The organism is Vibrio sp. ES.051 (assembly GCF_002563795.1).
Classification (GTDB): domain Bacteria; phylum Pseudomonadota; class Gammaproteobacteria; order Enterobacterales; family Vibrionaceae; genus Vibrio.
Window position 1 is genome coordinate 136,788 of the sequence record NZ_PDJL01000004.1, and the last position, 14,967, is coordinate 151,754.

Annotated in this window: 16 protein-coding genes; 14 read left to right on the forward strand and 2 right to left on the reverse strand. The window is 44.9% G+C overall.

Annotation, left to right across the window (positions count from 1 at the left end):
- Positions 1-25: 25 nt before the first annotated feature.
- Positions 26-2,590 (reverse strand): penicillin-binding protein 1A, encoded by a 2,565-nt coding sequence (locus tag ATG66_RS06970; protein WP_098414647.1) that lies wholly within the window; start codon positions 2,588-2,590, stop codon positions 26-28.
- Between the two features lie 140 nt (positions 2,591-2,730).
- On the opposite strand from ATG66_RS06970, the gene pilM reads away from it, so the two are divergent.
- The 14 genes from pilM to rplI all read left to right on the forward strand — a co-directional run bounded on the left by pilM (position 2,731) and on the right by rplI (position 13,933).
- Positions 2,731-3,747 carry a type IV pilus biogenesis protein PilM gene (gene pilM, locus ATG66_RS06975; RefSeq protein ID WP_098414648.1) on the forward strand — a complete coding sequence of 339 codons (1,017 nt, stop codon included), beginning with the start codon at positions 2,731-2,733 and terminating at the stop codon, positions 3,745-3,747.
- A complete protein-coding gene (locus tag ATG66_RS06980; RefSeq protein WP_098414649.1) occupies positions 3,731-4,306 on the forward strand; it encodes a PilN domain-containing protein in 576 nt (191 codons plus the stop codon). The genes pilM and ATG66_RS06980 overlap by 17 nt, the downstream gene beginning before the upstream one ends.
- Positions 4,299-4,892 carry a type 4a pilus biogenesis protein PilO gene (locus tag ATG66_RS06985; protein ID WP_098414650.1) on the forward strand — a complete coding sequence of 198 codons (594 nt, stop codon included), beginning with the start codon at positions 4,299-4,301 and terminating at the stop codon, positions 4,890-4,892. Before ATG66_RS06980 ends, ATG66_RS06985 begins: the two co-directional genes overlap by 8 nt.
- The gene (locus tag ATG66_RS06990) at positions 4,882-5,397 is read left to right on the forward strand and encodes a pilus assembly protein PilP (protein ID WP_098414651.1); all 516 of its coding nucleotides are present in this window, start codon (positions 4,882-4,884) and stop codon (positions 5,395-5,397) included. The genes ATG66_RS06985 and ATG66_RS06990 overlap by 11 nt, the downstream gene beginning before the upstream one ends.
- 25 nt (positions 5,398-5,422) lie before the next feature.
- Positions 5,423-7,165, forward strand: coding sequence for a type IV pilus secretin PilQ (locus tag ATG66_RS06995; RefSeq protein WP_179885618.1), 1,743 nt, complete (start codon positions 5,423-5,425; stop codon positions 7,163-7,165).
- Positions 7,166-7,353: 188 nt separating this feature from the next.
- The gene (gene aroK / locus ATG66_RS07000; protein WP_098414653.1) at positions 7,354-7,872 is read left to right on the forward strand and encodes a shikimate kinase AroK; all 519 of its coding nucleotides are present in this window, start codon (positions 7,354-7,356) and stop codon (positions 7,870-7,872) included.
- Positions 7,873-7,902: 30 nt separating this feature from the next.
- On the forward strand, positions 7,903-9,003 hold the full coding sequence (aroB, locus tag ATG66_RS07005) for a 3-dehydroquinate synthase (RefSeq protein WP_098414654.1): 1,101 nt from the start codon (positions 7,903-7,905) through the stop codon (positions 9,001-9,003).
- A gap of 51 nt (positions 9,004-9,054) precedes the next feature.
- Positions 9,055-10,569, forward strand: a complete 1,515-nt coding sequence (locus ATG66_RS07010) for an AAA family ATPase (protein WP_098414655.1) — start codon at positions 9,055-9,057, stop codon at positions 10,567-10,569.
- Positions 10,570-10,638: 69 nt separating this feature from the next.
- Positions 10,639-11,478, forward strand: a complete 840-nt coding sequence (locus ATG66_RS07015) for a Dam family site-specific DNA-(adenine-N6)-methyltransferase (protein ID WP_098414656.1) — start codon at positions 10,639-10,641, stop codon at positions 11,476-11,478.
- A 98-nt stretch (positions 11,479-11,576) separates the two neighbouring features.
- Positions 11,577-12,248 (forward strand): ribulose-phosphate 3-epimerase, encoded by a 672-nt coding sequence (gene rpe, locus ATG66_RS07020; RefSeq protein ID WP_098414657.1) that lies wholly within the window; start codon positions 11,577-11,579, stop codon positions 12,246-12,248.
- Positions 12,249-12,478: 230 nt separating this feature from the next.
- Positions 12,479-12,892: a 30S ribosomal protein S6 gene (gene rpsF / locus ATG66_RS07025; RefSeq protein ID WP_098414658.1), complete on the forward strand. Its 414-nt coding sequence runs from the start codon at positions 12,479-12,481 to the stop codon at positions 12,890-12,892.
- An 8-nt stretch (positions 12,893-12,900) separates the two neighbouring features.
- Positions 12,901-13,203, forward strand: a complete 303-nt coding sequence (gene priB, locus ATG66_RS07030) for a primosomal replication protein N (RefSeq protein WP_098414659.1) — start codon at positions 12,901-12,903, stop codon at positions 13,201-13,203.
- Between the two features lie 16 nt (positions 13,204-13,219).
- On the forward strand, positions 13,220-13,447 hold the full coding sequence (gene rpsR / locus ATG66_RS07035) for a 30S ribosomal protein S18 (protein WP_000090472.1): 228 nt from the start codon (positions 13,220-13,222) through the stop codon (positions 13,445-13,447).
- Positions 13,448-13,480: 33 nt separating this feature from the next.
- On the forward strand, positions 13,481-13,933 hold the full coding sequence (gene rplI, locus ATG66_RS07040) for a 50S ribosomal protein L9 (RefSeq protein ID WP_098414660.1): 453 nt from the start codon (positions 13,481-13,483) through the stop codon (positions 13,931-13,933).
- A gap of 87 nt (positions 13,934-14,020) precedes the next feature.
- Here the strand turns inward: rplI and ATG66_RS07045 are convergent, their stop codons facing one another.
- Positions 14,021-14,785: a DUF481 domain-containing protein gene (locus tag ATG66_RS07045; protein WP_098414661.1), complete on the reverse strand. Its 765-nt coding sequence runs from the start codon at positions 14,783-14,785 to the stop codon at positions 14,021-14,023.
- Positions 14,786-14,967 lie beyond the last annotated feature (182 nt).

Consider the following 14,967-nt stretch of genomic DNA (forward strand, 5'->3'; position numbering starts at 1 on the left):
CTCTTTTATCAACCTTGCTTGAGATTTAGAACAGTTCTTCAGTGCCACCAGAACCCGTTGAGTAGATACTCTCTTCCAGTCGGTCACTCACATATTCCGTTGGCTCTGTGCCTTTCACGAAGTATTCGAACATCGATGTACCATCCACTTTACGAGTTAGCATACCGCTGCTTCGATCAATTCGAACACGTATGATGTTATCTGGAATATTTTTTCCTTGTTCAGGTATGTCATCCAGTGCGACACGCATAAAGTCAATCCAAGCGGGTTCAGCGGTTTTCGCACCCGATTCAGCACCAGAAATTTGACCCTTACCTAAGTTTGGGTTGACGGTTGTGCGGCCAAGAGCGCGTGAGTGATCATCAAAGCCTACCCAAGAAATGGCTACCACACCCGGGCCGTAACCGTTGTACCAAGCATCTTTTGAGTCATTGGTGGTGCCGGTTTTACCGCCAATATCACGACGTCCCAGTTTTTGTGCTCGCCAACCGGTGCCGTTCCAACCGGTGCCTTCACGCCAGTCACCTCCCCCCCAGATATTGCTGTTCATCATCTCACGCAGTAAGAATGCATTTTGTTCCGAGATAACTTGCGGGGCGTATTGAGGTGTATCGTTTTCCAAGGCGTTATCCGTCACAAGACTATCGATCATGACATCCTGCTCACCAAACTCATCAACAAAACGATCTTCTGGTTGTTCGTTGATTTGTGGGCAATTTTTATCGCAAACACTTTTTGGGTTCGCTTTAAACAGTAACTTACCAAAGGCATCTTCAATGCGTTTAATGTAGAACGGCTCCACATAATAACCGCCATTGGCAAATACCGAGTAGCCTTGTGCCACTTTCATTGGTGTTAGGCTGCCAGCGCCAAGAGCGATGGTCTCTGAGCGTGGTACTTGGTTGATATCAAAACCGAAACGGGTGAGATATTGACGTGTTTCATCAAGGCCAACTTCGCGTAGCGTACGTACTGCCATGACGTTTTTCGATTGAGCTAAACCTAGGCGGAGACGAGTAGGGCCGCCATAGGTTGGTGGTGAGTTTTTAGGTCGCCATGCAGAACCGGAGCCAGAATCCCATTTGTTAATCGGAGCATCGTTGATAAGTGTGGCTAGTGTGAGGCCTTTATCAATGGCTGCTGAATAAATGAAAGGCTTGATACTAGAACCGACCTGACGAACCGACATGGTTGCACGGTTAAACTTACTGTGAACAAAGTTAAAACCACCCACTAACGATAATATCGCACCATTTTCTGGGTTCATTGCGACGAATGCTGTGTTGGCTGTTGGCACTTGGCTCAGTTTCCAACGATCGAGGGTATTGCCGTCTTCATCGGTATCGTTGAGTTGACGAACCCAGATTTGTTGGCCTGAAGCTAAAATTTCCTGCGCAGAGGTTGGTATTGAGCCTTGGCGGTTTTCCGTCAGGTACTTACGTGCCCAATTCATCCCTGTCCAAGCAATGGTTTGCTCTTCATTATTCTTCACCCAAACTTTTGCCGTCTTGCCTTCAACCTTGGTCACAACAGCAGGATAAAGATCGCCATAGGTGGGTTGTCGCTTCAAATGATTCTCAATTTCCTCGAAGTTCCAAGCAGGCCCCTCTTCTTTCCACAATACTTTTTCTGCTCCGCGATAGCCATGACGCTCATCGTATGCCAAGAGATTATTTACCACGGCAGTATTGGCGGCATCTTGCAGTTTTGCATCAACCGTCATGTAGATACTCAACCCAGACGTGTAGGCTTTTTCCTCACCGTACTCTTTTACGGCCCATGAACGAGCCAGTTCCGCCACGTAAGGGGCTGATAATTCGATTTCGGCACGGTGATAACTCGCGACAATAGGTTCGTTGCGCGTTTCTTCATATTGCTTTTGGGTGATGTACTTCTCATCAAGCATACGCATTAGAACCACATTACGACGTTTTGTCGCGCGTTCGAGAGAGTAAATCGGGTTCATAGTAGAAGGCGCTTTTGGCATACCTGCAAGCGTTGCAAGCTCGCTTAGTGTGAGCTCACCAAGGCTTTTGCCAAAGTAAACTTGAGCGGCTGCACCAAAGCCATATGAGCGGTAACCAAGGAAGATTTTATTCACATAAAGTTCCATGATTTCTTGCTTACTTAAAAGCTGCTCGATGTGGAGAGCAATGAAAATTTCTTTAATCTTACGCATGATCTTCTTCTCGTTAGATAAGAAGAAGTTACGCGCTAGCTGCTGCGTGATCGTACTCGCCCCTTGTTTGGCAGAACCTGAAAGTGCCACAACAACGGCAGCACGAGTGATACCGATTGGGTCGATACCAGGGTGCTCGTAGAAACGGCTATCTTCGGTAGCGATCAGCGCGTGGATTAAGTCTTGAGGAATTTCATCATAAGTCACAGGAATACGACGCTTTTCACCAAACTGTGCGATCAGCTTCCCGTCCTGACTAAACACTTGCATAGGTGTTTGTAATTCAACGTCTTTTAGAGTTGCAACATCGGGCAATTCAGGCTTCACATACTGATAGAAGCCAAAAATTGTGGTGACTCCAAGAATTATGCAAATCAATGTTAAAAATAGTAAACGCTTTATGAACTTCACCGGAGAATCCCTGATTGGTTGAGGCTGTGTAACGGCAAATCCTTGTACTCTTATATCAAAAATTTAGCACATAGATATTAACCCTCATTTGGGAACTAATAACAACCTTTGCACGAAGAAATTTCGGAGCGAGAGTAGAGATGGATAAGCTAATCGTTACCGGCATCGATATAGGCCGTAACAGCCTCAAAGCCGTAGTACTTAAACCCACAGGCAACAATTATGCGCTGTTGGGTTACAAAGAAATATTACTTAAGGAAGGTATTGTCGCTGAAAATAACACCATAAATCATCAAGAAATTGTCAAGACCCTCAAACAGGTGAAAAAAGAGTTACCTTTTGGGGCGACAAGAGTCGCAATTTCCGTTCCTGACAATGCAGTGATCAGCAAAAAGCTGCAAATAGAGCCAAATCTTGCTGAAAATGAAATCGAGTTTGCTGTGGTACAAGCTTTTTCTCATCAATCTCCTTTTCCTGTCGAAGAGCTGAGCTTGGACTTTGTGCGTTTGGATTCTGAAGGTGGCTTACGTGGCACAGACAGTTATCAAGTGTTTGCAACCAAGAAAAACGTAGTGGAAAGCCGAGTCGATGCATTGCAGAAATCAGGGTTAAAGCCAGTTTTGGTTGATGTTCACTCACACAGTCTTGGTCATATTTGTAAGCTGACAGCGGAGCGTTTTCCGGATAAGAGCCAGTACGGCTTATTAGACATTGGCAGCTTAGCGAGTTCTTTTACCATGTTTACCGAGCAAGGTGAGCTGTTTCATAAAGAGTTTGCTTGTGGGACTCATATTGCCATTGGTCCTTCTCAAGACGATTTGCTCTCGGATGACGCACAGGCGAAAACGGAGCAGTTTAATCGTCAAGTCGTGGATCGAGTGAAGCGTCAGATACAACTTTATACTTCAATCAATGGTTCGCAAAACATCAAGGGAATCTGGTTATCGGGAGAAGGGGCTTCGACGCCTATGTTGGCGGAAGAGTTATCTCAGCAACTGGCGTTAGATTGTGAATTGCTCAATCCATTAGGGCTGTTTGAGATGAAGGTCTCCAAACGCAAGCGCCGAGCAGCAGATTGGCAACACTTTTCTACAGCGGCAGGGCTCGCAATCCGCGGGATTCACTGGCTAGGAGGCGATCGTGCTCTATCGAATTAACTTACTTCCATGGCGGGAAAACCAAAGAGAAGAGCACCGACGCCGTTTCATGGGATTGATCGTCTTAGGCCTATTTGTCGCCGTTGGCATTCAATGGGGCATCGGGAAGTACTTTGCATACCAACAGAACCAGCAGCAAGAACGGCTCGATTATCTTACTCACTATATTACCGAGCTCGATCAGCGTATTGAAGCGATGAAAATCGCAGAACAAGAACACGGCAAAATATTAGAGCGACTAAAAGTCGTTGAAGGGCTACAAGGTGGTCGGAATAAAACCACCGAGTTAATGAACTTGATGCCTTCAGCGATTCCACAAGGTGTGTATGTAGATAAGATCAAAATGAACGATCTAGAAATTGAGATCTCTGGGATTTCTGATAGCACCTCTCGCCTTGCCACCATGCTCGATAACATGGAGCGTTCCGCTAAGCTGATTGATGTCGAAATGCACTCTATTGTTCATGGTAAAGCGCGTTTTGGTAAAGAGTTCCAGACGTTCAAAGTATCTTTCATGTTCAAAGGAGCAGAAAAGAAAGAGGAGGCTCAACATGGTTGATTGGCAAGATCTCGAGATGGATGAGATTGCTGAGTGGCCGTTATTACCTCAGTTGTTGATCATCACGTTGTTGATCCTTCTTATCCAAGGTTTTGGTTATTGGTTTTACCTCAAACCAGAAGAGGAGCAGCTGAACGGTTTGATCCAGCAAGAGCAAACACTCAAAGTAACGTTGAGGATCAAAGCGAACAAAGTTGCGGCGTTGCCTCAATTGCAGTCTCAATTAGATGAATTGACGACGCGTTACGAATTACTCTTGCGACAACTGCCAGCGCAAAAAGAGTTAGCGACGATGCTGGCTTCCGTTAACGAACTGGGTATCGATAATAAATTAACCTTTACTCGTATTGATTGGGGCGAGAAACAATCGGAGCATTTCCTTTACCGGCTTCCGCTAAATATTGAATTGACGGGCGGTTTTCATGATATCGGGCGGTTCTCTCAGGCCATAGCAACGCTACCACGTATTATCACTTTTAAAGATGTGACTTGGCAGCGAGTCAGTCAAGAAAGCGAAACGCTGCACTTCCGTGTACGAGCGAATACCTATCAGTTTAAGCCAGAGGAAAAGAAAGATGATAAGTAGATCTTTGCTGGTGGTACTGGTGGGCGCGCTATTGATGGGTTGTCAGGCGAATGATGAGTCACTAACCGATTTTATTCGAGGGATAGAAGCACAAGCTCGACGAGATGTGGAAAAGCTCAAGCCGGCGGATAAATACATTGCAGTCGCGTACGCTCCCAAAGTCCAACGTGCGCCATTTGAGTTACCAAAGGAAGCAACAATTGCCACTCAACCCGTGGTAAGAAAAGATTGCTGGCAGCCACCATCCAGACGACGCAGCGGTAAATTAGAAAAATTCCCTTTAAGTCAATTACGTTTGAAAGGCGTCATGGGAATGGGCAATACGGTTTCTGGGCTGGTTCAAGCTCCGAATGGCACGGTGTATAAAGTCAAGCCGGGCCAATATCTCGGACGCAACAATGGCAAGGTTACCCATGTTAGCCATTCCTATTTATTGATTAATGAAACGCTGCCCGATGGCTTAGGTTGTTGGCAAAAACGTAAAGTTAAGTTGGCTTTGAGATAGCCCCATTTATTTTTGATATTGAGTAATGAAAATGAGACAAGGATTAACACGTACACCAAGGATACTAACCGGGCTATTCTCCTTATGGTTATTTTTACTTCTAGCCCCTGTCGCTATAGCAGAAGATATACCGTCTAATGCTTTAAAGAGTATCGACTTTCGCACCAATAAAGACAAAGATGCGGTTATCGTAGTCGAGCTCGCTTCACCTACGGCAATCGTCGATATAAAGCGTGTACAAGAGGGGTTGAGTATCGACTTACTTAATACTTCAGTGAAAGACGAGCAACTTTACCTCCTTGACGTGGAGGATTTCTCTACCGTCGTTGAAAGTGTGGAAGTATTTCGTGAGACTTCCACAACACGCTTAGTTGCTTATATCGATGATGATTATACTCATAATTATCGCCTAACTGGCCGTTTTCTGGAAATCAAAGTCGCCAAGCTTAAGCCAGATGAAAAAGCGCCAGATCAAAGTATCTTAGAAAAGGAAGGTAAGTTGATTTCGATTAACTTCCAAGACATTCCTGTGCGTAACGTCTTGCAGTTGATCGCCGATTATAATCAATTTAACTTGGTGGTATCTGATTCGGTTGAAGGCAACCTAACGCTTCGCCTTGATGGGGTACCATGGCAGCAAGTGCTCGATATCATATTGCAAGTAAAAGGTTTGGATAAGCGTGTTGATAACAACGTGATTCTGGTGGCGCCTACTGATGAACTTGATTTGCGTGAAAAGCAACAATTAGAAAAGCAAAAACTGGAAGAGGAAATGGGCGAGCTTTCGTCTGAAATTATCAAAGTAAACTTCGCTAAAGCCTCAGATATTGCAGAGATGATCAATGGAGAAGCGAACATCAGTATGTTGTCAGAGCGAGGCAGTATGACGATAGATGAGCGCACTAACTCGTTATTGATTCGTGAACTACCAGAAAACATTAGAGTGATCCGTGAAATTATTGAGTCATTAGACATTCCGGTAAAACAGGTTCAAATTGAAGCTCGCATTGTGACTATCAATGAAGGCAACATGGACGAGCTAGGTATTCGCTGGGGCTTTACATCCATTAATGGTGATAATACCGTTGGTGGCTCTATTGAAAACAACCTCGCAACAATTGGGCTCTATGACGGTGGTGGGGAAGGAGAAGATGGCGGCAGCGGCGTCGGTATTGATGACTTCCTAAACGTAAACTTAGCCGCGACCAGCCCGAATGCGAGCAGTATTGCTTTCCAAGTGGCAAAGCTAGGTTCCGATACTCTGTTAGATTTAGAGCTTTCGGCTCTTCAACAAGAGTCTAAAGCAGAGATTATTTCGAGCCCGCGTCTGATCACCACCAATAAAAAACCAGCGTATATTGAGCAAGGTACAGAGATCCCTTATCTGGAATCATCTTCCAGTGGCGCGACCTCGGTGGCGTTCAAAAAAGCAGTATTAAGTTTGAAGGTTACACCACAAATCACCCCTGATAATCGGCTAGTGTTGGACTTAAGCGTCACGCAAGATAGGCTTGGACAAGTGGTTAAAACTGGTACTGGTGAAGCCGTTGCGATTGATACACAGCGTATCGGGACACAAGTTTTAGTCAATAACGGTGAAACGGTGGTGCTTGGCGGTATTTTCCAACACAGCATCACTAACTCTGTCGATAAAGTGCCGTTATTGGGCGATCTACCGTTATTAGGCGCTCTTTTTCGCCGAAGTTACGAGAATGTAGGCAAAAGTGAGTTGCTGATTTTCGTCACTCCTAAGGTGGTTATTCAGTAGTACTGCCTCGGGAAAAAGTGATTAAATCAAAAATAAAGTTGCAATAGTGGCACCATGCTTGGATAATTTCGGGTCTTATCACGAATTATCTGTGAGGAACTGGTGTCACAAGCCTTGTAGAACAGCGGCTTTGCTGTGTTTTTCTTGTGGCGATCTTATTGAATCAATGTTGTAAATTACTGCTAAACATGGCTGAGAAACGTAATATTTTCCTTGTTGGGCCAATGGGCGCCGGCAAAAGTACAATTGGTAGACATCTAGCACAGCAACTGCATATGGAGTTTGTTGACTCCGATACAGTGATCGAAGAACGCACTGGTGCAGACATATCTTGGGTTTTTGATGTAGAAGGTGAAGAAGGCTTCCGCAAGCGTGAAGAAGCGGTACTTGAAGACCTAACACAAGAGCAAGGCATCGTGCTTGCGACTGGCGGCGGCTCAGTAATGAGTAAAGAAAACCGCAATCGTCTTTCGGCACGTGGTGTTGTTGTTTACTTAGAAACGACGATTGAAAAGCAACTTGCGCGAACTAACCGTGACAAGAAGCGTCCTCTACTTCAAACGGACAATCCACGAGAAGTATTGGAGCAATTAGCTCTCGAACGTAACCCGCTATACGAAGAAGTAGCGGATTACACTGTCCGCACTGATGATCAGAGTGCAAAAGTGGTAGCCAATCAGATCGTAAAAATGCTAGAAGAGAGATAAGTTGTATCTTTTTTAAATTGGAGCAAACCGATGGAACGGATTACGGTCAATCTAGCTGAGCGTAGCTACCCAATCTCTATTGGCGCCGGGTTGTTTGAGGACCCGGCGTACCTCTCTCAAGTTCTCTCAAATAAAAATGCAAAACAAAAAGTCGTTGTGATCAGTAATGTCACAGTGGCCCCTTTGTATGCAGACAAACTTCTTAAGCAACTCGAGTCTCTCGGTTGTAGCGTATCATTGTTAGAGTTGCCTGATGGCGAGCAATATAAAAACTTGGATGTATTTAACCAAGTGATGAAATTCTTGCTAGAGGGAAATTATGCTCGAGATGTGGTGATTATTGCATTAGGCGGCGGGGTCATTGGCGATTTAGTCGGTTTTGCTTCGGCATGTTACCAGCGCGGTGTCGATTTTATTCAGCTCCCCACAACCTTATTATCACAAGTTGACTCTTCGGTTGGTGGTAAAACGGCTGTCAATCATCCGCTGGGGAAAAACATGATAGGGGCATTCTATCAACCTAAAGCGGTCATTATTGATACCAATTGCTTGACGACTTTGCCTGAACGCGAGTTTGCCGCTGGTATCGCGGAAGTGATCAAATACGGTATTATCTATGATGCTGCTTTCTTTGACTGGTTGGAAGAAAACTTGGATCGCTTGTATGCGTTAGACGAAGCGGCGCTTATACATGCAATTGCTCGTTGTTGTGCGATCAAAGCTGAAGTGGTTGCTCAGGACGAGAAAGAGTCGGGCATTCGCGCGTTGTTAAACTTGGGACATACCTTTGGGCATGCGATTGAAGCCGGGCTTGGCTACGGTAATTGGTTGCATGGTGAAGCCGTGTCAGCTGGTACCGTGATGGCCGCCAAAGTATCACATTTGCGTGGTCTCATCTCGGAAGAGCAGTTTGAGCGGATCGTCGCGATTTTACGCCGCGCTAACTTGCCAGTATATACACCGGACAGCATGAACTTTGATGATTTTATCAAGCATATGATGCGAGACAAGAAAGTGCTCTCTGGTCAATTAAGGTTGGTTTTACCAACAGGTATTGGCAGTGCTAGGGTGGTGGCTGACACGACACACGACGTGCTCAAACAAGCCATTGACTTCGGTCGCGATATTTAACCTTGAAATGGCGCCCTAGGCGCCATTCTTGATGTGCATTAAGGTTACTGGATGAGTTTTGCTCACGCTCTGGAATTAGATTCTCAAACCGAGTTACTCGAACGACTGGGATTACTGACAAACTTTGGTTCTAACTTGATCGCGATTAATGGTCATGATGGCTATGGGAAGTCTTGGTTAGCACAGCGATACCTCGAAGTGGGTGCAAGTAATAAGAACCAGTGCTTGTTACTTTGTCATGCAAATCAAGATGATGTGCAGCGTCGTATCCTTATTTTGAGCCAGTTAGTTTCAAACGCGTTGTTTAATCAACAAGAGCCTTTGCTTGATAGCCTTGCACGGCTATTGGGGGGAGAGCCGTGCGATATTGTGATTGTGGTTGATGATGCTCATTTGTTGAGTGAAACGTTGGTGTCTGAACTATGGATGCTAGTTTTGGAGGCGCACCAAAAGCCAAGCTGGACTATTAACGTATTACTGTTTACGCAATCTGGATGTTTGGAAGGGTTATTGTCACGCCTCAGTTATGGGCAAGAAATCAAGCCTGTCGAGCTCGATATAGATGTGCTATCTGAAGTTGAAACTCGTCGTTTCTTCGAATCCTTGGTTGCACGATACGTAGATGATGATTCCGAGAAGCGGGTTCGAGAAGCATTTAAAAAAGTCGATCCAGTTCCAGGAGAGATCATAGCGTTAGGAGGGATAAAAATGGAAAAAAGGATTATTATCCGCTCGATTGTCGGATCTCCGCTGAATATTGCGCTGGTGGTGTTAGCGTTATTATTACTTGCGGCTGGCGGCTATTGGTGGATGTTCAATCAACCAAGCCCTAATGATAAAGCCCAGCTCATTACAGGCAGCTTAGAGCAAACCGCAATCCCAACCCTCGCAGAGTCGGAAAACAGTACCGTAGAATCGACATTACAGTCTGTGGACGATGGTCTAGGGAGTCGTGTTGATGATTCTGATGCCATTGATGACTCAGGTTCTTTGCCGCCAGCGGTGACTGATGAAGTTGCCAGTGTTGGTAGTGATGATCAACAGCAGAGAGTAGTGATTGAATCGAATGTGGTCGATGCGTTGCTCGAAGGAAATGCGAAGTCTGCTGATACACAAGCGATTGATGACGTTGTCGGCACAAAAGAAGAATCACAGGTTTCAAGTGAACCAAGCTCTCCATTCATCCAAGTGGTGAAGCCAAATGACGGTGCGGCTCACAGCTCGGCACAACCTGAAGCGGAGGCGAGCAAGCCTGTGGTTAAGTTTTCGTTTGCTCGTGAAGAGTTGAAAAAACTGTCTCCACGCGCGTATACCTTGCAGCTTGCCGCAATGACATCAATGGAAGAAGTACAAGCCTTTCTCGACCAGCATCAACTGAATAATCAGGTGCGTATTTATCCAACGGTTCGGAGTGGCATTGAGTGGTATATCATCACTTACCAAGATTATCCGACCATACAGTTGGCTCGCGACGCGGTTAACAAGTTGCCCGGTTCGGTTAAGTCGGTGAGTCCGTGGGCAAAATCGCTCAGACAAGTTCATCGCGAAATCGATCGGGTGAAATAAACCTGAGCTTCGCTGAAAAATATGTTACATTCCGCAGCCTTAATTTTGGGTCGATAGATAGAGCAGTAGATGAAAAAGCAACGGGCCTTTCTAAAGTGGGCAGGAGGAAAATACGGACTGGTTGAAGACATCCAACGTCATTTACCACCGGCTCGAAAGCTAGTTGAACCTTTTGTTGGTGCAGGCTCCATATTCTTGAATACTGATTATGACCATTATCTATTAGCGGATATCAACCCTGACCTGATTAACCTCTACAACTTGCTCAAAGAACGCCCTGAAGTGTACATTTCAGAAGCGAAGCGATGGTTTATTGCTGAAAATAACCGTAAAGAAGCTTATTTACATGTTCGTGCTGAGTTTAATAAAACTGACGATGTGATGTATCGTTCTTTGGCGTTTTTGTATATGAACCGTTTTGGTTTTAATGGCCTGTGTCGTTACAACAAAAAAGGCGGCTTCAATGTACCATTTGGTTCATACAAAAAACCTTACTTCCCAGAAGCAGAACTAGAGTTTTTTGCTGAAAAAGCCAAGAAAGCGACTTTCGTGTGTGAAGGCTATACAGAAACATTTCGTCGAGCACGGAAGGGCTGTGTGGTGTATTGCGATCCTCCTTATGCACCCTTGTCGAATACTGCAAATTTCACCTCTTATGCGGTCAATGGTTTTACGTTGGATGACCAAGCAGCATTGGCTGATATTGCGGAAAGAACGGCAACAGAGCGCGGCATTCCGGTATTGATCTCAAACCACGATACGACCTTAACGCGCCGTTTGTATCATGGAGCAGATTTGAGCGTGGTCAAGGTAAAGCGTACCATTAGCCGCAACGGCAATGGACGCAATAAAGTTGATGAATTGCTGGCTCTTTTCAAAGCGCCGGACTTAGACTGCTCGACTTTATAATTCTCACACTATTTCATCTAAATAGTGGATCTCCCCACTGGCTTCGGTAGAATTGCGCAATTACGTTTGCTGTTTGCTCGTTACTACTGAGGTCAGGTATGAAAGATTTTCTTATTGCTCCATCCATTTTATCGGCTGATTTTGCTCGCCTAGGTGAAGACGTTGAAAAAGTACTCGCGGCAGGGGCGGATGTGGTGCATTTCGATGTTATGGATAATCATTATGTACCAAACCTGACTTTTGGTGCTCCAGTGTGTAAAGCGTTACGCGACTATGGTATTACTGCCCCAATCGACGTGCATTTAATGGTCAAACCTGTAGATCGTATTATTCCTGATTTTGCCAAAGCTGGTGCATCGATGATCACATTTCATGTTGAAGCGTCTGACCACGTTGATCGCACCTTGCAGTTGATCAAAGAGCACGGTTGTAAAGCAGGTGTGGTACTCAATCCTGCCACACCACTTACACTGCTTGAGTTCATCATGGACAAAGTGGACATGATCTTACTTATGTCGGTAAACCCAGGTTTTGGTGGTCAATCTTTCATTCCTCATACGCTCGATAAACTTCGTGCGGTACGTAAAATGATTGATGAGTCTGGTCGCGATATTCGTTTAGAAATCGATGGCGGCGTGAAGTTAGATAACATCCGTCAAATTGCTGAAGCGGGTGCAGACATGTTTGTTGCTGGCTCCGCAATCTTTAGTCAGCCAGACTACAAAGCGGTCATCGATAAAATGCGTGAAGAGCTCGCACACGTAAAATAAGCGCTTTAACGTTCTGATTTAAAAGGCTGTCATCCCCATGATAGCCTTTGTGGATTCTAACCTCGACGAAATAAAATATCCGCCGCGCTAAGCAAATAATCACTTGCCTATTTTGCCTCCTTTCTGTACTATTCGTGCTCCTTAAAACTCAGTCAATTATCTTTAGTTCCTTGCTTCCTCTGGACGACTGAGCCAATTGTGGAAGCTGAATAACCCGTAAGGAGCAACCCATGCGTCATTACGAAATTGTATTCATGGTGCACCCAGATCAAAGCGAGCAAGTTGCTGGCATGATCGAGCGTTACACTGGTTCTATCACTGAAGCTGGCGGTACTATCCACCGTCTAGAAGACTGGGGTCGTCGTCAACTGGCTTACCCAATCAACAAGCTTCACAAAGCTCACTATGTTCTAATGAACGTTGAAGCTGACCAAGCTGTTATCGATGAACTAGAAACTGCTTTCCGTTTCAACGATGCAGTTCTACGTAACATGATCATGCGTACTAAAGCAGCGATCACTGAGCAATCTATCATGCTTAAGCAAAAAGAAGAGCGTGCTCCACGTCGTGAAGAGCGCTTTGAAGCTAAGTCAGAAGCTAAGCCTGAAGCTAAGCCTGAAGCTAAGTCAGAAGCTGCTGAGTAAGTTTTGTTATGACCAATCGAATGGAGCTGAGCGGCGCAATTGCTAAACCGCCCATTCGTAGTAAAAGCCCTGGTGGAATTGAACACTGTCGATTTTGGTTAGAGCATCGCTCTACTGTTATCGAAGCTGATTTACCTCGACAAGTTTATTGTCGAATGCCGGTAGTTGTCAGTGGGCTTGGGTCACCAGCACTAACTCAGAATTTAGTACAAGGTAGTAACATTAAGGTAAGTGGCTTTGTGACTTATCAAACCGGCCGAAATGGTGTTGGGAAATTAGTGTTACATGCCGACAATATTACTCAAATTTAAGATCAGGAGATAGCCCATGGCTCGTTTCTTCCGTCGTCGTAAATTCTGCCGTTTCACTGCAGAAGGCGTACAAGAGATTGATTACAAAGACGTAGCAACTCTTAAAAACTACATCACAGAAGCTGGTAAAATCGTACCTAGCCGTATCACTGGTACAAGCGCTAAATACCAGCGTCAACTAGCACGTGCTATCAAGCGTTCACGCTACCTAGCTCTACTACCGTACACTGACAAGCATCAGTAATCGGTTCATTTTATTAAGAAAGAGGATTAAGCAATGCAAGTTATTCTACTTGATAAAATTGGTAACCTAGGTGGCCTTGGCGATACTGCAAACGTTAAATCTGGCTACGCTCGTAACTTCCTTATCCCACAGGGTAAAGCTGTTATGGCAACCAAAGCTAATATTGAAGTGTTTGAAGCTCGTCGTGCTGAACTAGAAGCTAAAGTTGCTGAGCAATTATCTGCTGCAGAAGCTCGTGCAGAAAAAGTTAACGCTCTAGAAGCAGTGGTAATTGCTTCTAAAGCTGGTGACGAAGGTAAACTATTCGGTTCTATCGGTACTCGTGATATCGCAGATGCAATCACTGCAGCTGGCGTTGAAGTTGTTAAGAGCGAAGTTCGCCTTCCTGAAGGTGCTCTACGTACAACTGGTGAGTTCGAGATCAGCGTTCAACTTCACTCTGAAGTTTTCGCAACTGTGAAACTACAAGTTGTTGCTGCTGAGTAAGTTCAGTATCAAGACGAAATAGTAAAAAGCACCTTTTCGGAGGTGCTTTTTTTATGCCTGAAATGAGAGCGAAGCGAGAGCCGTAAATTAAAAAGCGAAAAGTAGGTTTACTGAAAAGACACTGTCTGCTTTGTTTAAGCCTTCCGGTACTTTATCGTGGTATTGACGTGAGTGTGCCAGTTTTAAAGCGATGGCTTCCGTAATATTATTCGTTGCGCTGAGCTCACTGTCCGTACGCGTGTTACTTTCCCCAGTAACCAGTGTAATATCTGCAGCCAAACTTAAATTGTCGAGTGCATGCCAAGTGGTATTGATATTACTTCGAAAAATCCCTTCTCGAACAATATTTGGAAACACAATATCGTCGTCATCAATCTCATCTCGGTTTGGTTCTTGATAACGAAAACCAGGGCCAACCTCGACTTCTAAAATGAAGTTTTCAGTGTAAGAGAATTGGTAACCTAAACCGCCCGATAAGGTGTAATCTTTAAAGTAGGCACTGTAGCGAGAGTCCACCCCTTTAAAGCTGGCGTACAGGTAGGTTTTAGGTCCTAATTTATAGTCGCTTTGCACTTCATAAGTCGATGTGCGCTTGTCTTCTTCACCATCTTTATAAAGATTGTAATACTTCCACTCACCATTAGAACGATGCCGACCCGAGGTATATTCCGCACTCAAACGAGCATTCAGGGAACGAGAGTCCGTGTTACCTGTGTGAGCTTGATAACCGAACTCGACTTCTGTTTTAAGTGGTTCTGATACATCAATACTTTGCTCTGGCTGTACTGATTCATCAGCGTACGATGCGCCTGCGCAAAGTAGACTAAAGCTAAGTAACCAGTATCGGAACACATCAACCTCGAAGGCAATTAAAAAAGAGGAGCATGATAGTGGTACAGATATTTTGTTGGGTCAATGGCAGGTTAAATTTTATTAGAACGAGGCAGAATTCCCGGCCTATTACTTTCTGCTATACACATGTTGATTTCTTAACAAGTAATTGTCGCTTCGGGGAAGCATCTCAGTTAGGTTAA